The 22,567-nt window shown below is 44.6% G+C and carries 20 protein-coding genes and 1 riboswitch; of the genes, 1 reads left to right on the top strand and 19 read right to left on the bottom strand.

Features of this window, described 5'->3' with window-relative positions; all coding sequences use genetic code 11:
- Nucleotides 1-7: 7 nt before the first annotated feature.
- The 12 genes from grdC to ligA all read right to left on the bottom strand — a co-directional run bounded on the left by grdC (nucleotide 8) and on the right by ligA (nucleotide 14,599).
- Complete coding sequence (gene grdC, locus RYO92_RS00320) at nucleotides 8-1,540, bottom strand: glycine/sarcosine/betaine reductase complex component C subunit beta (protein ID WP_007157942.1); 1,533 nt, start codon at nucleotides 1,538-1,540, stop codon at nucleotides 8-10.
- A gap of 132 nt (nucleotides 1,541-1,672) precedes the next feature.
- Nucleotides 1,673-2,146, bottom strand: a complete 474-nt coding sequence (grdA, locus tag RYO92_RS00315; RefSeq protein ID WP_304071687.1) for a glycine/sarcosine/betaine reductase complex selenoprotein A — start codon at nucleotides 2,144-2,146, stop codon at nucleotides 1,673-1,675.
- A 69-nt stretch (nucleotides 2,147-2,215) separates the two neighbouring features.
- A complete protein-coding gene (trxA, locus tag RYO92_RS00310) occupies nucleotides 2,216-2,545 on the bottom strand; it encodes a thioredoxin TrxA (protein ID WP_007157945.1) in 330 nt (109 codons plus the stop codon).
- Between the two features lie 11 nt (nucleotides 2,546-2,556).
- Nucleotides 2,557-3,504, bottom strand: a complete 948-nt coding sequence (gene trxB, locus RYO92_RS00305) for a thioredoxin-disulfide reductase (protein ID WP_308578909.1) — start codon at nucleotides 3,502-3,504, stop codon at nucleotides 2,557-2,559.
- Nucleotides 3,505-3,775: 271 nt separating this feature from the next.
- The gene (gene grdB / locus RYO92_RS00300; RefSeq protein WP_315369094.1) at nucleotides 3,776-5,083 is read right to left on the bottom strand and encodes a glycine reductase complex selenoprotein B; all 1,308 of its coding nucleotides are present in this window, start codon (nucleotides 5,081-5,083) and stop codon (nucleotides 3,776-3,778) included.
- Between the two features lie 10 nt (nucleotides 5,084-5,093).
- The gene (locus RYO92_RS00295; RefSeq protein WP_308578907.1) at nucleotides 5,094-6,374 is read right to left on the bottom strand and encodes a glycine/sarcosine/betaine reductase component B subunit; all 1,281 of its coding nucleotides are present in this window, start codon (nucleotides 6,372-6,374) and stop codon (nucleotides 5,094-5,096) included.
- 71 nt (nucleotides 6,375-6,445) lie between these two features.
- A complete protein-coding gene (locus RYO92_RS00290) occupies nucleotides 6,446-6,844 on the bottom strand; it encodes a GrdX family protein (protein WP_183683269.1) in 399 nt (132 codons plus the stop codon).
- A 79-nt stretch (nucleotides 6,845-6,923) separates the two neighbouring features.
- A riboswitch (glycine riboswitch) is annotated at nucleotides 6,924-7,013 on the bottom strand.
- Between the two features lie 408 nt (nucleotides 7,014-7,421).
- On the bottom strand, nucleotides 7,422-8,795 hold the full coding sequence (locus tag RYO92_RS00285; RefSeq protein ID WP_315369093.1) for an alanine/glycine:cation symporter family protein: 1,374 nt from the start codon (nucleotides 8,793-8,795) through the stop codon (nucleotides 7,422-7,424).
- A gap of 281 nt (nucleotides 8,796-9,076) precedes the next feature.
- On the bottom strand, nucleotides 9,077-9,685 hold the full coding sequence (locus RYO92_RS00280) for a lipase (protein WP_315369092.1): 609 nt from the start codon (nucleotides 9,683-9,685) through the stop codon (nucleotides 9,077-9,079).
- 15 nt (nucleotides 9,686-9,700) lie between these two features.
- Nucleotides 9,701-11,617: a selenocysteine-specific translation elongation factor gene (gene selB, locus RYO92_RS00275; protein ID WP_315369091.1), complete on the bottom strand. Its 1,917-nt coding sequence runs from the start codon at nucleotides 11,615-11,617 to the stop codon at nucleotides 9,701-9,703.
- Between the two features lie 21 nt (nucleotides 11,618-11,638).
- Nucleotides 11,639-12,502 (bottom strand): prolipoprotein diacylglyceryl transferase, encoded by an 864-nt coding sequence (lgt, locus tag RYO92_RS00270; protein ID WP_183683277.1) that lies wholly within the window; start codon nucleotides 12,500-12,502, stop codon nucleotides 11,639-11,641.
- A 150-nt stretch (nucleotides 12,503-12,652) separates the two neighbouring features.
- A complete protein-coding gene (ligA, locus tag RYO92_RS00265; protein WP_315369128.1) occupies nucleotides 12,653-14,599 on the bottom strand; it encodes an NAD-dependent DNA ligase LigA in 1,947 nt (648 codons plus the stop codon).
- A 35-nt stretch (nucleotides 14,600-14,634) separates the two neighbouring features.
- On the opposite strand from ligA, the gene RYO92_RS11215 reads away from it, so the two are divergent.
- Entirely contained in the window at nucleotides 14,635-14,742 is a 108-nt protein-coding gene (locus RYO92_RS11215; protein WP_418888212.1) for a hypothetical protein, read from the top strand.
- Here the strand turns inward: RYO92_RS11215 and RYO92_RS00260 are convergent.
- The 7 genes from RYO92_RS00260 to rpsL all read right to left on the bottom strand — a co-directional run bounded on the left by RYO92_RS00260 (nucleotide 14,728) and on the right by rpsL (nucleotide 22,419).
- Nucleotides 14,728-15,450 (bottom strand): pseudouridine synthase, encoded by a 723-nt coding sequence (locus RYO92_RS00260; protein ID WP_314328541.1) that lies wholly within the window; start codon nucleotides 15,448-15,450, stop codon nucleotides 14,728-14,730. The two genes, RYO92_RS11215 and RYO92_RS00260, sit on opposite strands and share 15 nt — an antisense overlap.
- 15 nt (nucleotides 15,451-15,465) lie before the next feature.
- A complete protein-coding gene (queA, locus tag RYO92_RS00255) occupies nucleotides 15,466-16,491 on the bottom strand; it encodes a tRNA preQ1(34) S-adenosylmethionine ribosyltransferase-isomerase QueA (RefSeq protein ID WP_315369090.1) in 1,026 nt (341 codons plus the stop codon).
- Between the two features lie 97 nt (nucleotides 16,492-16,588).
- Complete coding sequence (locus RYO92_RS00250) at nucleotides 16,589-17,647, bottom strand: hypothetical protein (RefSeq protein ID WP_315369089.1); 1,059 nt, start codon at nucleotides 17,645-17,647, stop codon at nucleotides 16,589-16,591.
- A gap of 129 nt (nucleotides 17,648-17,776) precedes the next feature.
- Complete coding sequence (gene tuf, locus RYO92_RS00245) at nucleotides 17,777-18,970, bottom strand: elongation factor Tu (protein ID WP_007157961.1); 1,194 nt, start codon at nucleotides 18,968-18,970, stop codon at nucleotides 17,777-17,779.
- A 260-nt stretch (nucleotides 18,971-19,230) separates the two neighbouring features.
- On the bottom strand, nucleotides 19,231-21,348 hold the full coding sequence (gene fusA / locus RYO92_RS00240; protein WP_315369088.1) for an elongation factor G: 2,118 nt from the start codon (nucleotides 21,346-21,348) through the stop codon (nucleotides 19,231-19,233).
- 14 nt (nucleotides 21,349-21,362) lie between these two features.
- A complete protein-coding gene (gene rpsG, locus RYO92_RS00235) occupies nucleotides 21,363-21,833 on the bottom strand; it encodes a 30S ribosomal protein S7 (protein ID WP_007157963.1) in 471 nt (156 codons plus the stop codon).
- Between the two features lie 163 nt (nucleotides 21,834-21,996).
- The gene (gene rpsL / locus RYO92_RS00230; protein WP_007157964.1) at nucleotides 21,997-22,419 is read right to left on the bottom strand and encodes a 30S ribosomal protein S12; all 423 of its coding nucleotides are present in this window, start codon (nucleotides 22,417-22,419) and stop codon (nucleotides 21,997-21,999) included.
- Nucleotides 22,420-22,567 lie beyond the last annotated feature (148 nt).

Below are 22,567 nucleotides of genomic sequence, written 5' to 3'. Positions count from 1 at the left end.
CTTTCTTCTATGCGCCCAAAATAGACTGTGCAAATTCCTTCATGGATTTCGCGATTAAGGAACGGATTTCTTCTTCAGATACTGCTCCGCCCTGACCCTTTCCGGTATTTTTCTGAATCAGGAAGGAGACACCGTCAAAGAGGTTTGTCATACGGCCAAGGAAGAGAGATCCCTTTCCGATAATCATAACTCTCTCCATATCTCCCTTTTCAATGCTTTCCTTGGCAAATCCCACATAAGGAACACCGGAAGGAATATGACCCTGAGTCGGTGCATATCCTACCAAGCCCTTCTCCTCACAGAACTTTGCCAAATCAGCCTTCTCAAGCCATCCCTTCTTAACAGCAAGAGCAGCGATCATCTTATAGTTTGCCATAGGAACATCTCCGGCTCCTGCAGGCTTGGTAATATCCGCATTCTGCATCTCAGGAGAGAACTTATCCACATCATTTACGGTAAGGCCTGCCTTCTCCAAAGGATCCGCTACTAAGGAACCGATAACGTTCTGTGGTGCGGCACCTGTTCCAACGGTATGTCTTCCGATAATATCCAGGTTGATTTCAGCAGAAACACCGTCATTTTCAGAAACTACGATGGAGAAGGAGCCTAAGCAATCCTCCAGCATGGGAAGCTCTTTCTTTACATGGTCTTTTCCGTTCATGGCAAGCTTAGGTACGCAACCACCACCGATAACAAGAACGGTATGGAAAGCTCCTGCCTTTACCAAAGAAGCCGCCTCAATCATAGCGTGGGAAGGTCCTGCACAGAAGCCTCTTGCATCGGAGCCGGTAGCATTTTCCAGTCCGGCAATCTCCGCTACAGCCTTCGCAAAGTTTCCGCCACCTCTCTGGTTTACGTCTCCGCAGGCTTCCTCGGAACAGTCGATAACATATTCAATGGAAAGCGGGTCTACATTGGAGGACTTTAAGGAGTGAAGAACAGCCAAAACGGAGCTTGCTTTATTCATCAAGTTCTCCAGCATTACTTCTGCGGAAAGGTTTACATCAATGTCATGGGCTCTCTTTACACATCCTACCAGCTTTCCTTCGTAGAAAAGAGGCTCTGCCTCGTGAGCGTCCACAAATCCCTTAATCACGGAATTCTCTACACCTTCTTGTACTCTGGCAAGGATTGCTTCTGTGATTACAGGATCCTTAGCAAGCTCTCCCTTGTTTGCTGCTACGAAGTCCTTATCCAGGTAGAAAACCTCGAAGCAGTCACAAGCCTGTGCCAAAAGAAGGAACTCATTCTCCGGCATAATCTCTCCAAAATGACCATAACGGTTGGCATTTTCTACCTTCTTATCGAAATAGGGGAACTCCACCTTGGCAAACTCCTCGGGAGTCTTGTTTCCGATATATACCTGGTTTGGCCAGTAAGCTACACAATCCTCAAAGCTACGAACGTGCTTTCCCATTTCCTTTAAGAACTCACCGTCAGGATTTACCAGTCTTTCCTGCACAATGGTGGAGCCGTGCTGCAACATCAAGCCGGGAGTATATGCCAAACAATATCCGGAACCTTTAATGACACTATTCATTTTGATCACCTCATAATTTATTGTTAAGTTTTACAAATTTACCAAAGAAAAGATAGTTCTTTTTCTATTTTTAGTACTTTTTTTGAAAAGAATTTTGAGAAAAAAGGGAGCCCGTAAAAAGCTCCCTCGGTTTTAAAGGTACTTGCAATATTCAGAGCGAATACTATTCATTTCGTTGACAATATCGTCTACATCTAAAACCATTTCCATCATACTAACCTGGTCTTCATAAACAGATTCGTCAAACTCTGCCTTCAACTCTGGTTCGCAAACATGATATACCGTGAGTCCAAGCTGGACCCCAGTCAATGGGCCGGCAAAAGTAGGATCTCCTGCTGTAACGGTCTCAGCTGCAAGTCCTGCAGCCTCCCCCTCAGCAGCGCCAAGTACAACAACCAGATTCTCTGGTCCGAACTTATCAGCAAAATCCTTTACTCTCTTTTGATTTTCCAAGTCCATTGCGCCTGCGCTCGTTCAAACGAAGCACTCGGTGGAAGCAAATACTACTTCTCCGCCGGCGGTCTCTACACAAGCCTGAATAGCAGGTCCTGGTACACCGTCACGGTCACCGATGATGATAACTTTTTTACCCTTTAAAATAGCCATCTTTTCTCTCCTTTCTTTAAAGATATGTATCGTAATGACTTTCGTCAAATACGCAAATGAAACGATTGCTTACTGGTTTAAAGCAACATACTTTTCAACCATCTTCTGGATGGACTCTTCTGTTGCATCATCCTTAACCAGCTCTTCCACCTTCTGTCCATCCTTATAGATAGCCATAACGGGAAGTCCTAAAATCTTCTGGCCGATAGCCAATCTTCTAGCCTTTGTAGTATTCAGAGAAGTGAACTTTAACTTACCCTCATACTTGTCAGCCAAAGAATGTACGAATGGCATAAGTGCAGCACAGGGAACACATCCATCTCCGAAGAAATCTACAAATACATAGCCGGATGCCTTCAGCACTTCCTCTTCGAAGGTATTCTTATCAACCTCTAACATCTTGTCCTCCTTTATTTGTGTTCATTAATATATTTCTCTGCCTGGGTGGCTGCAATAGCACCATCCGCAGCAGCAGTAACCACTTGTCTAAGACTCTTTACACGTACATCTCCAACGGTGAAAACGCCGGGAATATTGGTGTGCATATCTTCATCTGTGGGAATATATCCTCTGTCATCCATTTCCAGATTGGTTTCCTGGAAAATCTCTGTGGTAGGAATTCTGCCGATAAATCCGAAAATTCCGAACATTCCGTCCTCTTCGCTGGCTTCCAATACCTGCTCTTCTCCGGTAACCACATTCTTTACCTTAATCTTCTGAAGAATATCATCTCCGGACAGCTCTTCTACTACGGTATCCCACATAATATGCAGCTTCTCATTCTGGAAAGCTCTCTCCTGAATAGACTTTGCCGCTCTCAACTCATGTCTTCTGTGAATAAGAGTAACGGAGCTTGCAAACTTTGTCAAATACATAGCCTCTTCCACCGCAGAGTCTCCGCCGCCTACTACAAATACGGGAAGATCCTCGAAGAAGTTGGCATCACAGGTTGCACAGTAGGAAACGCCTTTTCCTAAGAATTCCTTCTCTCCCTTACATCCGATTGGACGTGGATTAGCTCCTGTGGCAATAATCAGAGTCTTACCCTCGTAGGTCTCCTTGGTACCGATGAGTCTTTTAACATCTCCGTCCAATTCTACAGCCTTGATGGTATCATGGGCTCTTTCGCAGCCAAAATGCTCTGCCTGCTCAGTCATTCTCTTAATTAGAGAAGGACCGGATTCGCCTTCCACAATCTGTCCGGGATAGTTCTCTATAGAATCGGTAATGGCAATCTGTCCGCCATCCTGTCCCTTCTCCACAATCAAGGTGGAAAGTCTGGCTCTTCCTGCATAAAGACCTGCAGCCAATCCTCCGGGACCTGCTCCCAGAATAAGCACGTCATAAATCTTGGACATGGTTTTTCTCTCCTTTAGATATTAATAATGTATGATTATACAAAACAGACTACGTCTATCTTGTGTGTAGCCGATAGGAATGGTCTTTGTTATGGTAACAAAAACAGCTTTTCTTTCTCAATAGCTTTCTCTCTTTTTAGAGATAAAAAAATTCAAAGTACAATAAATAATTGTTATAGTGTTCGATTTATATTCCTTATAAAAATTTCTTCAGGGCAGGGTCTCTGCCCTGAAGAATGAGTATTACGCAGTGTTTTTATAAAACACAAGCTTACTTGAAAATAGTCTGATCGGAAACTTCTGTGCAAAGAGCCTTTAAAGCTTTCTCTACAATCTTTCTTCTCAGAGCCTTCTCCTCTTCCGGTTTCATAGCCGGATTTCCCAGTGGGTGAGGAATAGCGATTGCCGGAACGATACGGTTAGCACCTACTGTCATAGAGATAGGTGTAACTGTACAAATGTGTACTACAGGAATTCCTGTTGCTTCGATACCTTTTACCATTGTTGCACCGCAACGTGTACAGGTTCCTCACGTGCTGGTAAGAATGACCGCATCTACATGGTCTTTCTTAAGTTTTGCACCGATTTCCTCAGCAAACTTCTTAGCAGAAGCTACTGCAGTTCCGTTACCTACTGTAGTATAGAAGTAATCGTAAAGCTTTCCGATCTTTCCTTCCTTCTCTAAATCTCTAAGAACGTCAACAGGTAATACTCTGTCAGCATCCTGATTTGCATAGCTGGGGTCATATCCGCCGTGAGCAGTCTCATAGGTCTCTGCTGTTAAGTCATTTACGCCCTTTAAGCTGTACTCGCCGTAACGAGTAGCGTTGGAAGACTCAATATGATCCGGATTGCCCTTTGGAACAATACCGCCGGAGGTTACTAAAGCGATGGTAGCCTTAGACATATCCTTGATAGCGGGCATTGGAGCCACACGGTCGAAGGAAGGCATTGGATACTCTGTGGTAAATTCCTTACCGGAAATCTTAGCCAAAAGCATCTCTACCGCACGCTTTGATCCTCTCTTATCCTCGAAGAAGTTTACACGGATTCCCTGTGGGATATATCCCTCTTCCTTGGAGGAACCGATCTTCTCTCCTCTTGCAAGCTTCAAGCCAAGAGGTGCCATCTTCTTTACTGCATCTCTCATACCTGCAGCACTGTTCTTGGTAGAAACGATATAGATCTTGCTCTTTGCCTCATCAGCACCCGGGTTCTCAACGTACATACCTGTGATAACAGGGATATGAAGCTCCTCCTGAACTGCTGCCGCAATGGTTGCGCAGGCAAATCCGTAACGGCCGGCGTTAAATGCAGGACCTGCAATGAATAAATCCGGCTTAAGCTCAGCAACCTTCTTTAAAATCTCCGGCTTTACCTTGTCGGTATTCTCTCCGAAGTAGCTATCTCCGCAAACGATGGTTCCAACGATTTCAGCCTCATCACCGAAAGCCTGCTGGAAAGCAAGTCCCGGGCCCATAGCGCCCTCATGGTACTCCATAGGATAATCTGCCTTATCCTCTCCACCGACCTGAGCGAAGAACTGGTTAATATATTGAACAACCTTTAATTTTCCCATTTTCTTCTCCTTATCTTGCACTCAGCTTGTTAAAGCCAACCTCAGAGGTAGCACCGGTAATAACCTGAATTTCTACTTCCAAGGAACCGTCAGCCTTCACTGTAGTATCACTAGCTCCCGCAATCTTGGTCATGTAATCCAGAGTTCCGATTACCTTATCCAACTTCGGAAGGGTGATAAGCTGGTTAGCATTTCCACCGGTAACTAAAGCATTCGCTGCCACATCCGCATCTGCCAAGGACTGAGACTTTCCGTCTCTTCCTGCATACTCATCAGTGATGATTACAGTCTTGATGCCCTCAGCTTCAATCTTCTTACAGTTCATAATCAAGTCTGTATCCGGGTTACCGAAACCTTCCTCAGTAATGATAACTGCATCTAAGTGAAGCATCTTGCAGAGCTTAGCGGTCTGGTTGGAGGAACGCTCTTTATCAGCAAGGTAAACGTTCTCGTTGGTAATGATATGGGCCACAAAGTTAATGGTCTTACCGTGCTCTTCGAAAAGATCCTCTATAACAGGGTTGTTCTCGTGAACATAGCTTGGGTTCTTATCACAAGCGGATACGCAGTTTCCGGAAATGATAGCGCCGTCCATAGACTCTGTCGGATACAGAATGGTGGGAAGAATCTTCTTTGCATCTACGCCGTAAACATAGGTGTCATGCAGTAATCCCTGAGACTGAAGCATCTGAACATATCCAACTCTTGGAAGATCCGGAAATGCCTTTGCGCCTTCCATAAGATCCAAGGTCTCATATACCTTAGTCTCATCAGGAGTAAGCTCTTTAGCCTTCTCAGCAATAAATGCAGCGGTCTTCAAGCCTGCCAAACGAACAGCCTGCTCGTAGTCATGGGACTCTGTTCCTTCTACCGGCTTGCATACACAGGTGAGGTTTACAGTCTTGGAGAATGGAGTATATTCTGCTCCAAGTCCGCACATATCGATAACACCCTCCTGGAAACCAACGATAGGTCCTGCAGTAATTACTGCCATTCCCTTTAAGCAATAGGTCTTTCCGGATCCTACGGTATCCACAGGAGCAACCACTCCGGGGAATACGCCGCCCTTTCCTTCTACCTTGACTCTTGGCTCAATCACATCCTTAACCGGTGTGATACGAACGGATTCACCAGGTCTTGCCACATCAAATTCCACTTCTTTAATCTTCTCTTCTGACAGAAAAACTTCGCTCAGTTCTTTCTTGGATACATAGAGAACGTGGTCTTTGATTTCTGTTTTCTCGGCAAACTGGATGTCATTAATGAAAATCTTACCTAATTCCAGCTTCACTTTCATTTCCTCCTTTTAAGTATGATTCATAAAAAGCGCCAAGCACAATGCCTAACTGCTCCTTTATGTCCTTAATGTAACACTAAAGACTCTAACCCGCTGTCCAGCAGGGTCCAGTCCAAGGTCTGGAAATCCTTCTGTACCTTTTCCTCGTGAATTCGTTCGTTTTCTTCGAACTTCTCACAGGTATTCAAGGCATACTCGATCAAATCCAGGGACTTCATATCAAATCCTTCTTCCGGTGTCTTGTCCAGAAGTACGGATTCGTAGGGAGTTTCATTGGGTTTAATGGAGCCATCTAAAGGATGGGTCAGAATCTTTCCTCCCATATGTACCATATCCCGTACCGCCTTAAGGGTATCCATGAAGGAAATCTCCTTGTAGTCAATCTCTATCTTCACGCTTGGATATTTCTTCGGTACATTTTCTTTCACCAAAGGGTTATTGGTAACAATCACTAAGGTTCTCATTACACTTCTCCTTTCTAAAAAACACAAAACAGGGGAACGAGAAATTTCTCGCATCCCCTGTTTCATTAGATTCAGAGTCCCCAACATATTCATCCTTTTACCTGAAAGATTCATCGTTTTTCAACAACTTGCCTCTTCGGTGGCTTTCGCGCTCTCTGAACATGCCTTATTTATGGTGCTTGTCAGCATTTTAACAACACTTGTAGAGTTTTTCAACAAAATTGTTTTATATATTGTTTTATTCTATAAGTATTTTCTACAAAATAATTTTTATACTATCAAAAAAATTTTTATATTGATGAATTCGTATTTCAAAATATTGATTTAGCATATTTTTACAAAATATCTATAAAAATTACTTTTTTATCCATAGTAAGATTCTATAAGTCCAAAGCTTTATGGAATTGTCCAATTTCACAAAAGAAGATCTCCAAGGTATAATCAAATTACCCTAGACGAAAGTCTGAAATAGCCATAACAAATACGAAAGAAAAAAGTGCTGCCGGGCAGCACTTTTTTCTTTACTACTATTTAAGGAATAGAATTAGAAAAAAGGATTATTCATCCTATATTTCTTTTATTTTTTCACATGCTCTTTCACTACACGGAATAGAGCAAGCAGAGCCAAGACATTCGGAATAACCATCAGACCGTTAAAGAAGTCCGCCATATCCCAAACCAATTCTACCTTTAATGTTGTTCCTACAATAATACAAGCTACAACAATCAGGGAGTAAAGAGTGACCGCCTTCTTTCCGAAGAGATACTGTACATTTACCGCTCCGAAGAAATGCCATCCCAAAACAGTGGAGAAAGCAAAGAAGAACAGACAAATGGCTACAAAGAAATGTCCAAAATTACCGAAGCCAGCTACAAAGGCTCTCTGGGTTAAAGCAATACCGGTATACAGAGGCTTCTGGGTTGCGGGATCCAGCTGTCCATAGATACCGCTGGTTAAAATAACGAATACCGTAAAATTCAAAACAACAAAGGTATCAATAAATACGGAAACCATTGCGCAAAGTCCCTGATCATCCGGGCACTTCGCCTTTGCTCTGGCATGAGCATGAGGAGTGGAACCCATTCCGGCTTCGTTAGAGAAGAGTCCTCTTGCAACGCCGAAACGAATAGCTTGACGAATGGTGATACCAAGTGCCGCACCGGTTACTGCCTGAGGATTAAAAGCACCGATAAAGATAGATGCCAATGCTCCCGGCAAAGCGGTGATATGCATAAGGATAAAGACTACCGCACCCAGAATATATACGCCTGCCATAATCGGAACAATTTTCTCCAGTACAGCTGCCAATCTCTTGGTTCCGCCAAGGAAGATGAAGGCTGCAATCGCTGCAACAAAGATACCGATAGCTATAGGAGGAATTTCAAAGTTCATAATATGGAAGACTTCCTGGAACGCTGCACCGATAGAGTTGGACTGCACCATATTTCCCATAAAGCCTAAAGCCAAGATGATGAATACCGCAAAGAGTCCGGCCAAAACCTTACCCAGTGCACCGGAAAATGCAGCCTTAATGTAATATACAGGACCTCCGGTTATATCGCCATCCTTCTCTTCTTTATACACCTGAGCCAATACGGCCTCGCCATAGATGGTTGCCATTCCAAAAAATGCGGAAACCCACATCCAAAAAATTGCACCCGGGCCTCCACTGACAATCGCTGTTGCAGCACCCGCCAGATTACCGGTTCCTACCTGGGCCGCAATCGCAGTCGCAATGGCCTGGAAGGGTGACATCTCTCCTTTTTCATGCTTCTCACCCTTTAAGGAAAAGTGTCCGAAAACCAACTTAAATCCTTCTCCAAGGCGTCTTAGCTGAATAAAACGCAGGCGAATCGTGTAATAGATTCCGGTTCCACACAGCAAGAAGATCAGCAGAAAGCTCCAAAGGAACGTATTTCCTTTTCCAATAAAATCCTGTAAAACATTCATGGCTTTTCTCCTTTTCATTAAAGAAAAATGTTTGATTGTGAATATTTTATCCAGAATTTTTCTCTATAGCAATTTTTTCCGACTTTATATAGTAAATTTCTATATACATAGTCCATTTTGCTGAATTTTTCTTGCGATTTTGTATAGTTTTTTAAAGCTTTCCAAAAATTTAAACAACTATCTCCCATGCAGTTTAGCAAGAACGAAATAAAAAAAGCCATAAAGAATCAAAATCGTTTGCACTACATTATTTTCATTCGTTACAGCTCTAATTCGTCTTATTACGCTAAAAAATCTTTTTCCTTTATAAATTGTAAAAGCACTTCTCCCAGAATAATCTGCCCTTCAGGAAGAAGATGTACCCGGTCCGGAAAGCGGGGAAGAGCTAAAGCAAAGGGGCTAAAGCACAGAATTCCTTTTTCCTTGCAAAATGCCTTTAGGGAAGCATCCCATTTTCCATCCAAGGTAGAAAAGGCTTCATAAGAACGATCTCCGGGAAAGGACAGAGAGGGAGGGGCAATATACAGGATATGTTCCTTCGGGAAGGGAATTCCGTAGCGAGGACAGTCCTCAAAAAATTCTGCAAGCCTTTTAATGACTCTTTCTCCGTCAGGTCTTCCAAAGCTTAAGTAATCGTTGATTCCCAGAAAAAGAATCATTCTATCTTCAGGTCCAAAACCCTCGCAGGCTTTCTTCAAGTCCTCCCACTCAAAGGGAAGTTCCGGAATGCATCGCCCCACCTTTGCTTCCACCAGAAGGGAATAGTCAGGAAATGCCTGTTCCAAGCTATAATAATACCGTTCTTCCAAGGGTAAACGCAGATCCTGATGCTTTTCATTGGGAAGATAGCCGTAGCTTATAGAATCTCCGTAAATCAGTAGTTTTTTCATCTTGCACTCCCCCTCTTATTTTGCAGCGGGCCCGGCCACACGCTCCGATTCTCCGGAAACCTTTTTCGTAATTTTTTCCCGATCAAAATACTGAATCATGGCTTTTGCACATTTTCTACTGGTAGAAAATGCATCCTTAAGGGTGGCAATGCCCAGGACTTCTTCCTTTTGAAAATAATCCAATACCCAAACCTTAACCTTCTCCAAATCCTGTGCAAGAATCAAAAGCTCAGGATCCTCTCCTACCTTCACCACTCTTCCTTCCACTACGGTATTTTGCAAAATATCCTGAAAATCTTCTTCCTTGGCCTTTCCTCTTTCCAGCTCTTCCAATTTCAAGAGCTGGTAGCCGGCATTTTCCAGAGTCGTTAAAATGTTCTTTTCTATTCCTTGATAATTTGCGTCTTTAAAATCCTCTTGGGAGGAAAGATAGAGCAGATCCCCCTTAGTTTGCAGCTCGGGAAGGAGAGAAAGCAGGGCATCAAAGACCTTGGCATTGCCCTTTTTCCATAACTTTTCCCGTAATTCCGCCTTTGCCATACCGATGCGATAGGGATGGGCTTTTCGGAATTTTTCCAACTCTTCCTTGCATTTACTCTCCCAATAAAATTTATTGTCTCCATGAAGATAAACTGTTCCCTGCTGCAAAGGAAGCTCACAAAGCTTTCCGTTACCCCGTAGCTCCTCCACAAGGGGAAGCAATTCCTCATTTTCCAAAGAAAGGTCTTTTCCCGCCTCCTTTAGGCCGGCACCAAATTTTGCCTCCAGGAAATAACTTTCCAAAGTCTCCTCTAAAGAGCCCTCTTCCTTTCGTCTTAAGGCATCAATTTCCTCTTCCCGGAAACGTTTTTTCTTCTTGGCATTGGCCTCCAGAACAGTTCCTCCGCCAATGGTTTCCACAGGGCTGTAAAACCGAAGAAGGAAGGGATCCCCTTTGGCAAAAACCATTTCCTGCTCTAAAAGAATCTGACAATATCCCTCTTCCCCTGCCTTAAGCTCCTCTTTGTCCAGAAGAATAATCCGACAAAGCAGTTCTATGGTACCGGTCAGAAAATGCAGTCTCTCTCTGTTTTTAACGGTTCTTTGGGAGGAGGGAAGAATGCGCACCTTAGCATCCAAAAGCTTGGTATTTTCAAAGCTGTTTTCCCGAGCCAGTACAGCGCCCTTCTTGATATCGCCCTTCTTTAATCCTGTAAGGTTCAAGGCCACTCTCTGTCCTGCCACCGCCTGCTCTGCATCCTGTTCATGAACCTGGATATTTCGGATGCGCACCGGAAGACGCTTGGGATAAATCTCCACCCCATCCCCCTTTGTCAAAGTTCCGGAAATCAAGGTACCGGTAATAATGGTTCCCAAGCCCTGCAGGCTGAAGATCCTGTCAATAGGGAGTCTGGGTAGACCGCTGGGGCTTTTTTCCGGAAGAGTTTTCACCATTTCCAAAATAGCATCCTTGCAGCCATCGATTCCCGCTCCGGTTTTCGTGGATACCTCCACAATCTTAGCCTTCTCCAGCATGGTTCCCCGGAATTCCTCCCGAATGTCCTCTTTCACCATGGAAATCCAGTCCTCATCCACCAAATCACATTTGGTCAGCACCACAATGCAATTCTCAATGCCAAGCAGAGAAAGGATGTCCAAATGCTCTCTGGTCTGGGGCATGATTCCCTCATCCGCCGCCACAACCAGGAGCACCATATCCATACCGCAAACTCCGGAAACCATCTGCTGAATAAATTTCTCATGTCCCGGTACATCGATGACACCGCAGCGGGTGCCGTCCTTTAAGTCAAACCAGGTAAAGCCCAGCTCAATGGTAATCCCCCGATCCTGTTCTTCCTTTAAGCGATCCGTCTCTCTTCCGGTTAAAGCACGAATAAGAGAAGTTTTGCCATGGTCAATGTGTCCGGCAGTTCCGATAATGATATGTTTCATGAAGTCCTCCAAAGCAAGTATTTACAGGCTCCCCTTCTTTTTGGCATAAAGGATGACCTGAGCGATGATACTGATCACAAACAAAAGCAAAGAAAGCATCTGACTAACCGCAATGCCGGTTCCGAAGAACATCAGGGAATCCGCCCGAAGTCCTTCAATAAAGAAGCGTCCAAAACCGTATAGCATTAAGTAAAAGAGAAAAATCTGTCCGTCATAATTCTTTCTTTTAGAGTAAAAATAAAGAAAGGCAAAAACACAGAGATTCCACATACTCTCATAGAAAAATGTGGGATGCACCTGAATATAGGATACGCCGGAAATATATTGCAAATTCGAGAGCACATCACTATTCAGCATCCCCGGATTCACAATACTTTCCTTAATCCGCATGGCCAGTAAGGAATTCGTATATCCCCCAAAGGCTTCCGCATTGAAGAAATTTCCCCAACGGCCGATAGCCTGCCCCAAAATCAATCCGATGGCACCGGAATCCGCCATCGGCAGAAAGTTCAGCTTTCTCTTCTTACAAAAGCCTATACAGGTGGCAATGGCCGCCAATACGCCGCCGTAAATTGCCAATCCTCCCTGACGAATATTGGGAATCTCCAACAAATGCTTGGAATAATATTCCCACTCGAAAATCACATAGTAGAGCCTGGCGCCGATGACTCCCAGAACAATCACAATCAAGGCAAAGTCCTGAATATCATCCACCTTGTGGCCATGCTTGGCATAATCCCTTGAAGCCACCGACATGCCCAGAAGCATTCCGATTCCAATAATAATGCCGTAGAAAGCTATAGAAAAACCAAAAACCGAGATACTGTTCTGTAATTTTTCAATGCCGATTCCCAGGTGGGGAAAATATAAATCATAGTTTTCCATTCTCTGTCCTTTCCTTTGATGATACGTGCCCTATCTTCCGACACTTTAAGTCTCAAATATAGCAGCTCAGAAGCTCATCGCTATCCCCGCAATCCCTTCACTATCCCTGCAATCCCTTCACTGTCCCTTGCCTTTCTTGAACGGCAAAACTTAAGCCTCCAAAAGCTTTAAGAACTCTTCCTCCGTTATAATCGGAACTCCCAGCTCCTTGGCCTTCTTGTTCTTACTGCTTCCGGAAGTACTGTCATTGTTGATTAAGTAGTCCGTGTTTTGAGACACGGAAGAGCTACTCTGCCCCCCGGCCTTTCGGATTTCCTCCTCTAAAGCCTTACGATTGGGAAAATGATGAACCGCTCCGGTAATCACGAAATGCTTTCCGCTGATTCCGCTTTTTTCCTCTTTCTCTTCCTTTTCCAAATGCAAAATAGAGAGAAGTTCCAAAACTATGCGCCTGTTTTCTTCCTTTTGAAAATACTCTGCAATACTATCTGCCAAGACCTGCCCAATGCCCTTCACCTGAAGGATTTCTTCTTTTGTAGCGTCCATCAGCTTGTATGGATCCTGAGAAAAGGCCTCTGCCAACATTCTACCGTTGCTAACACCGATTCCCTCGATTCCCAGACCATAAAGAAGTCTACCCAGATTGGAAGTTTTAGCCTTTTCGATATTTTCCTGAATTTTCTCAAAGGACTTTAGGCCAAAGCCCTCCATACCGATAATTTCTTCCCTATACTTTTCCAAGGAAAAGAGATCCGGAAACTCCTGGATAATGCCTCTGCCCAGCCATTTTTCCAAGGTCATCTCGGAAAGTCCCTCGATATTCAGGGCATCTCGACTGACAAATAGAGCAAACTGCTTAATCCGCTTTGCCGGACAATGGGGATTTGTGCAATAGAGCATCTTGGTTTCTTTGTCCTTAACAATCCTGGTTTCTCCCTGACAGGCGGGACAATGCTTGGGAATCTCCAAATTCCCTGACTTTGTTTTATTTTCCCCAATCTGGGGAATAATCATATTTGCCTTATAAACCGTGATTTCATCTCCGATACCAAGAGCCAAATCCTCGCAATAGGTGATATTGTGAAGACTGGCTCTGCTGACCAGGGTGCCCTCCAGCTCCACCGGAGTAAAAATCGCCACCGGATTAATCAAGCCTGTTCTGCTGGGAGACCATTCCACGGAAAGAAGCTTTGTAGTTTCCTCCTCATCCTGCCATTTAAAGGCAATGGCATTCCGGGGGAATTTCGCGGTTCTTCCCAAGCTTTCTCCATAGGCGATATCGTTATATAAAAGCACCAGCCCATCGGAGGGGAAGTCATTTTTCGGCATCAGCTTGGAAAACTCCGCCACCGCCTCTTGGATATTTTCAGCGTTCACCATTTTTCGATGTACCACGGAAAATCCCTGCTTTTCCAGAAAGCGGAACTCTTCCTCATGCTGGTTATGAAAATCCGGAGCTTTTCCCTCTTCCTCCGCAAGCACCAGGCTAAACAACGAAATCTGCACCCTTCTTTCCTTCGTCACCTTCGGATCCAGCTGACGAACGGAACCGGAGCAAAGATTTCTGGGGTTTTTGTATTTGGCTCCCTCTTCCGGAAGTTCTTCATTGATTCTTTCAAAATCGGAATAGGAAATAAAGGCCTCTCCACGCACCACAAGATGCCCCTTAAAAGGAATCTGTAATGGCAAATTTTGGAAGGTCTTGGCGTTTTCCGTAACCAATTCTCCTATGATACCGTTTCCTCTGGTCACCGCCTTTAACAGCTTTCCCTCCTGATAATGCAAAACGATGGTTAATCCGTCCAATTTCCAGGAAAGAATTCCCTCCTGCCCCTGCAAAAAGCTTTGCAAATCCTCTACAGACTTGGTTTTATCCAACGAAAGCATCGGTGTTTCATGGGCTTCCTTGGGTAGAGCGGTAGCTACCGCATAGCCTACATTTTGGCTGGGGCTTCCGGAAAGTACCACGCCGCTCTCCTTTTCCAGACTCAGCAAAGTATCATAGGCCTTGTCGTACTCTAAGTTGGAGACAATCTCTCTTCCCTCCTGATAATAGGCCTTAGCCGCCTCATTCAAAAAGGAAATCAACTCCTTCATTCGGGCAATACTATCCTGCTTATCGGCTTCTTGCAATCCGCTATTTTCTTCTATTTTGCTATTTTCTTGACTCCCCATACTTATCCTCTTACTTCCTAAGCTATCATTCTTGCGCTTCGGACTATCCCTCAAAAAAGCTCTAACTCTTCTCTTTTTATCTCGAAATATTCTCCGGGTTTCATTTTTCCCAGTTCTATATTCATCACCCGAATCCGCTTTAAGCGGGTCACTTCATAGCCAAGGGCTTCGCACATTCTACGAATCTGGCGATTTAAGCCTTCCGTTAAGACAATGTGAAACTGCTTCCGCTGAATCTCCTTGGGCAACTTCGGATCCTGCCAAAGCACTGCCCGTCTGGTAGTCCTCTCCAGTTCCGGAAGGTAAACTCCCGAGGACATTTCCTGTAAAAACTCCTTAGTAATCGGCTTATCCACCGAAACAATGTATTCTTTTTCCTTATAGCCGCTGGCTTTATTGATTTGATTCACCAAATCTCCCTGATTGGTCAAAAGCAACAAGCCTTCAGAGTCTTTATCCAGACGACCGATTGGGTAGATTCTTTCCTTATAGCCTATGGCCTCAATGACATTTTTCCCTCTGTCCTTCTCTCCTGTGGTACAAATAATGCCTCTTGGCTTATAATATTTCAGCAGTACAGGCTTGGGTTTTTCCTTCTTATGCCCTTTTCCGGAAATAAGCTTCCCATCTAGGAGAATCTCCTCTTTTCCCAGAATTTCCATACCAAGGCTGGCTTTCTCTCCGTTTACCAAAAGCTTGCCTTCGGAAATATAACGGTCCGCCTCTCTTCTGGAACAAATTCCCATGGCACTGAGCCATTTATTGATACGCATCCTTCCCCCTTATTCCTAATGAATAAACATGGCATCCCCAAAACTGAAGAAACGATACTTTTCCTTAACCGCCTCTTCATAGGCATGCAAGATTTTCTCCCTGCTGGACAATGCGGATACCAGCATAAGAAGGGTGGACTCCGGCAAATGGAAGTTGGTAATCAAGGCATCCATCACCTTAAAAGAAAATCCCGGATAGATGAAAATATCTGTCCAGCCGGACTTGGCTTCTATTTTTCCACTTTCTCTTGCGGCGGACTCCAGGGCTCTGCAGGAGGTGGTTCCGGTACAGATGACTCTTCCTCCTCTTTTTTTGCAGGCTTCTATCTTCTCCGCCACCTCTTGGGAAACGGAATAATATTCGGAATGCATGTGATGCTTCTCCACTTCCTCCATTTTCACCGGCCGGAAGGTACCAAGGCCTACATGAAGGGTGATGCGAAGAATCTCAACTCCCTTAGCCTCACACTGCTCCAGTAGCTCTTTTGTCCAATGCAGTCCCGCCGTAGGGGCTGCCGCAGAGCCCTCTTCTTTAGCATAGACGGTATTATAACGGGTTCTATCCTCTAATTTATGGGTAATATAAGGAGGAAGAGGCATTTCTCCCAACTTGTCCAATACCTCTTCAAAAATTCCGCTGAATTCAAAGCGAATCAGCCGGTTTCCCTCCTCTAAAATATCTACTATCTCCGCCTTAAGTCTTCCATCCCCAAAGGAAATTCTTGCGCCGGGCTTTAATTTCTTTCCGGGCTTTACCAGACACTCCCAGTGCTCCTTATCTTTTCGATGTAATAAAAGCACCTCCACCTGCGCTCCGGTATCTTCCTTCACCCCGTATAATCTGGCAGGAATCACCTTGGTTTCATTTAAAACCAGACAGTCTCCCGGATGCAAATAATCCAGGATATCATAAAAATGCTTATGCTCGATTTCTCCCGTTTCCTTATTTAAAAGCATGAGTCGAGAGGAGGAGCGATTCATCAGGGGATCCTGCGCAATCAATTCCTCCGGTAAATCATAATAAAAATCCTTGGTATTCATGGAATTCCCTTCTGTAACACTATCTTCTATCCGTTACCGGATGATAATGCTTTAGCTGTACTATTTCTTTGGATAAAGGCTATATCTGCCAGGTCATCTATCCGTTACCGGCAGCTGTACTTTCTGTAGTTCCTTCTGAGGTTGTTGTAGCTGTTGTTTCCAAACCGACATCAGCTAAAGTTTCTCCGCCGGCATTTTCTGCCGATGTCGGTTTTTCAGAAGCTGAAGAATTGGCTTCCCCGCCGGGAGCCGGAGAAACACTGCCATCGGATTCTGTAACTGCAGCCGGCCCATCATCATTTACCTCTAAAAGAGAGACCTCGGAATCAATGGAGGCCTGATCCTGGGTATAGATTCTTCCGGTCTGGAAGGCATCATAAAGAACAGCCAGTCGAGAATCTGAAGACAGAGCCTCTAAAAGCTGAGAATCCACCGCATTGATTAAATCCTGCACATTGGCGTGGGAGGCAATATAGGCATGGATAAATTTTGTTTGCTCCGGAGTTTTATTCTCCACCAGTTCAAAGGAATTTTGATCATTTACCCGCATATAGCAGTACATCAAAGCCGGTGCCGGCGTTTTTGCCCTTCTGAAATGCACCTGATACTGCAGGAAAATAAGCTTTTCATTTTTCCCGATACCCGGCACCGCGTAGGTTTTTATATTGTCATAGGCTTCAATATATCCGGCTTGGGTTTTCAGCTGCTTTTGTAACCTTTCTCTTTGCTCCTTGCTTTGATTTTCCACACCACTAAGACGATAGAGGGTATCCACATCCGCAGCAAGCTTCGCCTGAAAATACTCCTGGAAAAATTTCTCCAATACATCATCATTGTATTCCGCCAAGGTCTGATCCGTATCTTCTTCCACATCCGAAGAACTGACAATGTTGGAAGCGCTGGCCTTCAGCTTCGGCTTCTCCTGATAGGGTGAAGCGCCAAAGCCCAATGCTTCCAATATTTTAATCAGCACGATTAAGACCAACACAATAATCGGTATCAGAAAAAAGGATTGCTCATGAAAATCCCTTCTCTTTTTCTGAATCTTATGCAGTTTTCTTTGTCGTTGATTTCTTTTCTTTAAAATAATCTTTTCTCGACTTTTTTTCGACAACATTTTCTTTACATCATCTAAATTATCAAGATTTTTTCCCATATTTTTTGTCCTATCTTTGTTCAGTTTAACTTTTCTATCATAACGCACTTTAGGTAAAAAATACAGCAAAAAAGCGTGTTCCTTGCGAAACACGCTTTTCTTAAAGATTCGTTTAGGGATTCTTTCTAATTACTCAAGAATCTTAACAACTCTTCCGGATCCTACAGTTCTTCCACCCTCACGGATAGCGAAACGAAGTCCCTCTTCCATAGCGATTGGGTGAATAAGATCTACTTCCATCTCAGTGTTATCACCGGGCATAACCATCTCTACGCCGTCTGGCAGCATGCAGATACCGGTTACGTCAGTGGTTCTGAAATAGAACTGAGGACGATAGTTGGTGAAGAAAGGAGTATGACGTCCACCTTCATCCTTTGTTAATACGTAAACCTGAGCGGTAAACTTCTTGTGGCACTTTACAGAACCCGGCTTACAGATAACCTGTCCTCTTTCGATCTGGTCACGGTTGATACCACGGAGAAGAAGACCAACGTTATCTCCTGCCATAGCCTCATCAAGCTGCTTACGGAACATCTCGATACCGGTGATAACGGACTTCTGAGTCTCCTCGTTGATTCCAACGATTTCAACTTCATCAGATACATGAAGAACTCCACGCTCTACTCTACCGGTAGCAACAGTTCCACGTCCTGTGATGGTGAAGATATCCTCAACAGGCATAAGGAAAGGCTTATCAGTCTCACGAGCTGGCTCTGGGATATAGCTGTCTACAGCATCCATAAGTTCCATGATCTTATCGCCCCACTCGGACTTCGGATCTTCAAGAGCCTTTAATGCGGAGCCCTTGATTACAGGGATGTCATCTCCAGGGAACTCATACTCGGAAAGAAGCTCTCTAACTTCCATCTCTACAAGCTCAAGAAGCTCTGGATCGTCAACCATGTCACACTTGTTCAGGAATACAACGATAGCAGGAACACCTACCTGACGTGCAAGAAGGATGTGCTCTCTTGTCTGCGCCATAACACCGTCGGTAGCAGCTACTACGAGGATAGCTCCATCCATCTGAGCAGCACCGGTGATCATGTTCTTAACATAGTCGGCGTGTCCCGGGCAGTCAACGTGAGCATAGTGTCTCTTCTCTGTCTCGTACTCAACGTGAGAGGTGTTGATGGTGATTCCTCTTTCTCTCTCTTCCGGAGCCTTATCGATGTTAGCGAAGTCTGTTGCTGTGTTACCAGCTACACGGTCTGCTAAAACCTTGGTAATAGCAGCTGTAAGAGTTGTCTTACCGTGGTCTACGTGTCCGATAGTTCCGATGTTACAGTGTGGTTTGGTTCGCTCAAAATGCGCCTTTGCCATTTCAATACCCTCCTAATAAATGTAATACAACGAAAATCATGCCAAGCACCAACGCATGCATAGCATGCGAATTGCAGTACATCCCAAGTTCGTCCGAAAAAGAACCCAGTGACCATGATTTTATCATTAGTTTTCCTTGAAAGCAAGCCTTTTTCTGTAGTCTGAAGGGCCACAGAAAAGGCCTGTTAAATCTTCTTTTTTCTATCCCATAGTTAAGTTTTTCTATGGAATAAATACATTCTTTTTCCTACGTAATTCTATTATTTCTTTACGTTGGAAAGAACCTTTTCCTGAACGTTCTTAGGACACTTCTCATACTTCTCGAAGAACATGGAGTAGTTTGCTCTACCCTGAGTCTTGGAACGAAGGTCTGTTGCATATCCGAACATCTCTGACAATGGAACGAAGGCATTAACCTGCTTTCCGGAAGGGATGTCTTCCATGCTTTCGATTCTACCACGACGAGAGTTTACGTCTCCGATTACGTTACCCATATACTCTTCCGGTGTAGTAATCTCCACCTTCATGATAGGCTCTAAAAGGATTGGATCAGCCTTCTGCATAGCGTTCTTGAAGGCAATAGATCCGGCAAACTCGAAGGCACGCTCGTTAGAGTCGACCTCGTGGTAAGATCCGTCGTAAACGTTGGCATTAACACCCAATACAGGGAATCCTGCAAGTACTCCGGAGTTGGCAGCTTCACGAATACCCTTCTCGATTGCAGGGATGTATTCTTTAGGAATAGATCCACCCACAACGGTAGACTGGAACTTGAAGAGCTCTTCTCCATTCGGATCCATAGGCTCGAACTTAACCTTACAGTGTCCGTACATACCGGAACCACCGGACTGGTGAATGTACTTTCCTTCCACATCAACAGGCTTTGTGAAAGTCTCTTTGTAAGCAACTTCGGGAGCACCAACGTTTGCCTCTACCTTAAACTCACGAAGCAGACGGTCTACGATAATCTCAAGGTGCAACTCTCCCATTCCGGAGATGATGGTCTGTCCTGTTTCCTCGTTGGTTCTAACACGGAAGGTAGGATCTTCTTCAGCAAGCTTTGCCAAAGCCTCACCCATCTTACCCTGAGAAGCCTTAGTCTTAGGCTCGATAGCTACAGAGATAACAGGCTCCGGGAATTCCATGGACTCGAGGATGATGGGGTGCTGCTCATCACAAATGGTATCTCCTGTGGAAGTAAGCTTAAATCCTACTGCCGCAGCGATATCTCCGGAGAATACCTCATCCAACTCGTTTCTCTTGTTTGCATGCATCTGTAGCAAACGTCCAACTCTTTCCTTCTTTTCCTTTGTGGAGTTCAGAACATAAGAACCGGTCTTTAATGTTCCGGAATACACACGGAAATATGCTAACTTACCAACGAAGGGGTCAGTCATAATCTTGAAGGCAAGAGCAGCGAAAGGTGCATTGTCGGAAGAAGGTCTGCTGTCAGGCTCTCCATCCATATCGGTTCCCTGAATATCGGGAATGTCTGTAGGTGCGGGTAAGAAATCAATAACCGCATCCAAAAGCTTCTGCACACCCTTGTTACGATAAGCAGTACCGCAAAGGCAAGGAATAGCCTGTCCTGCAATGGTACCCTTACGAAGGGCTGCCTTTAATTCCTGCTCGCTTGGAATCTCTCCCTCAAGGTATTTCTCCATAAGGTCGTCGTCCAACTCGGAAATCTGCTCTACCAACTTCTCACGATATTCCTCAGCCAAGTCCTTGAACTCTTCAGGAACATCTGTGATCTCGATATCTTCACCCTTGTCATCCTTGTAGAAGTAAGCTCTCATCTCGAAGAGGTCGATTACTCCTTTGAAGGTGTCTTCTCTTCCCATCGGAACCTGGGTAATGATACAGTTCTTACCCAAACGGTCTACGATAGTCTGTACAGAGTGGAAGAAATCCGCTCCTACAACGTCCATCTTGTTGATGAACGCCATACGGGGTACATTGTAGGTATCTGCCTGACGCCATACGTTCTCAGACTGAGGCTCTACACCGCTCTTTGCGTCAAATACACCTACTGCGCCGTCCAAAACACGAAGAGAACGCTCAACCTCTACGGTAAAGTCTACGTGTCCCGGGGTGTCAATAAGGTTGATTCTATATTCCGGTGCTCCGGGGATCTTCTTGTGCTCCTTCTCAGGAATCCAGTGGCAAGTAGTTGCAGCGGAGGTGATGGTGATACCTCTCTCCTGCTCCTGCTCCATCCAGTCCATGGTAGCACTACCTTCGTGGGTTTCTCCAATCTTGTGGTTTACACCGGTGTAATAGAGGATACGCTCGGAAAGTGTTGTTTTACCGGCGTCAATATGCGCCATGATACCAATATTTCTTGTGTGCTCAAGGGAATACTGTCTTTCAGCCAATGTCTTTCCTCCTATTAGAATCTGTAATGAGCAAATGCCTTATTGGCCTCAGCCATTCTATGCATCTCCTCTTTACGCTTTACTGCAGCACCTGTGTTGTTGGCTGCATCCATAATTTCATTTGCTAATCTTTCTGCCTGGGTCTTCTCAGAACGCTTTCTGGAAAACTCTGTAAGCCATCTTAATGCCAATGTCTGGCGTCTCTCAGGCTTTACTTCCATTGGTACCTGGTATGTGGCACCACCAACTCTCTTTGCCTTTACTTCAAGTACAGGCATGATGTTGTTCATTGCTTCTTCAAATACTTCTACAGCATCCTTCTCTGCCTTAGCGGCAACCTTCTCGAATGCTCCATAAACGATCTTCTGTGCAACACCCTTCTTACCATCTAACATGATGGAGTTTACAAGCTTAGTTACAATCTTGGAATTGTAAATTGGGTCTGCCAGTACATCTCTGTGTAGCGTATGTCCTTTACGTGGCACGTTACTTCCCTCCTTAAATACTGGATTTAGATCAACGGTACTCTCTTAGGAAAATGTTTTTCCCATCTTCTTTGAGTTCATGCGGAAATGGACACAGGCTTATCTATCTTTGTGACCAAATTTTCCGTCATAACCATGTCTAAATGAAAACTACGATTTCGGCTTAAGCCTTCTTTGCCTTAGGTCTCTTTGCGCCGTACTTGGAACGAGCCTGCATACGATTTGCAACGCCTGCGGTATCCAAAGTACCACGAATGATGTGATAACGTGTACCGGGAAGATCCTTAACACGGCCACCACGAATCATAACAACAGAGTGCTCCTGAAGGTTGTGTCCTTCTCCGGGAATGTAGGATGTTACTTCGATTCCGTTGGAAAGACGTACTCTGGCGATCTTACGAAGAGCAGAGTTCGGCTTCTTCGGTGTTGCAGTCTTTACGGCTGTACAAACACCTCTCTTTTGTGGAGCGCTGTTCGTAGTTGCTCTCTTCTGTAAAGAGTTGAACCCTTTCTGAAGAGCAGGGGCAGTGGACTTTTTCTTACTGGTCTCTCTACCCTTTCTAACGAGCTGGTTAAATGTTGGCATTTTGGTCTCCTTTCATAATAGTTTTGCTCCCTTTATGTGACCACCTTGCGAAAGGCATGCATAAAGAAAGGCGCGAGAAAACTCACGCCCAACAAATATAAGCTTGAGATAAAGAAAAGTCAAGAAAAAACATGGCTTTTTTTGAGGA

The sequence above is a fragment of the Oribacterium sinus genome (assembly GCF_963553175.1).
In the GTDB taxonomy this organism is placed as follows: Bacteria; Bacillota; Clostridia; order Lachnospirales; family Lachnospiraceae; genus Oribacterium; species Oribacterium sinus_B.
The sequence above is the reverse complement of the archived record's forward strand: the minus strand, read 5'-3'. Positions and strand labels throughout refer to the sequence as shown.

Excerpts from the sequence above, each read along its gene's own strand:
- queA (WP_315369090.1), bottom strand. The coding sequence starts at position 16,491 with ATGAATACCAAGGATTTTTATTATGATTTACCGGAGGAATTGATTGCG.
- trxB (WP_308578909.1), bottom strand. The coding sequence starts at position 3,504 with ATGTCCAAGATTTATGACGTGCTTATTCTGGGAGCAGGTCCCGGAGGA.
- selB (WP_315369091.1), bottom strand. The coding sequence starts at position 11,617 with ATGAAACATATCATTATCGGAACTGCCGGACACATTGACCATGGCAAA.
- RYO92_RS00285 (WP_315369093.1), bottom strand. The coding sequence starts at position 8,795 with ATGAATGTTTTACAGGATTTTATTGGAAAAGGAAATACGTTCCTTTGG.
- trxA (WP_007157945.1), bottom strand. The coding sequence starts at position 2,545 with ATGTTAGAGGTTGATAAGAATACCTTCGAAGAGGAAGTGCTGAAGGCA.
- RYO92_RS00260 (WP_314328541.1), bottom strand. The coding sequence starts at position 15,450 with ATGCGTATCAATAAATGGCTCAGTGCCATGGGAATTTGTTCCAGAAGA.
- RYO92_RS00290 (WP_183683269.1), bottom strand. The coding sequence starts at position 6,844 with ATGAGAACCTTAGTGATTGTTACCAATAACCCTTTGGTGAAAGAAAAT.
- RYO92_RS00280 (WP_315369092.1), bottom strand. The coding sequence starts at position 9,685 with ATGAAAAAACTACTGATTTACGGAGATTCTATAAGCTACGGCTATCTT.
- RYO92_RS00250 (WP_315369089.1), bottom strand. The coding sequence starts at position 17,647 with ATGGGAAAAAATCTTGATAATTTAGATGATGTAAAGAAAATGTTGTCG.
- rpsL (WP_007157964.1), bottom strand. The coding sequence starts at position 22,419 with ATGCCAACATTTAACCAGCTCGTTAGAAAGGGTAGAGAGACCAGTAAG.
- grdC (WP_007157942.1), bottom strand. The coding sequence starts at position 1,540 with ATGAATAGTGTCATTAAAGGTTCCGGATATTGTTTGGCATATACTCCC.
- lgt (WP_183683277.1), bottom strand. The coding sequence starts at position 12,502 with ATGGAAAACTATGATTTATATTTTCCCCACCTGGGAATCGGCATTGAA.
- tuf (WP_007157961.1), bottom strand. The coding sequence starts at position 18,970 with ATGGCAAAGGCGCATTTTGAGCGAACCAAACCACACTGTAACATCGGA.
- ligA (WP_315369128.1), bottom strand. The coding sequence starts at position 14,599 with ATGAAGGAGTTGATTTCCTTTTTGAATGAGGCGGCTAAGGCCTATTAT.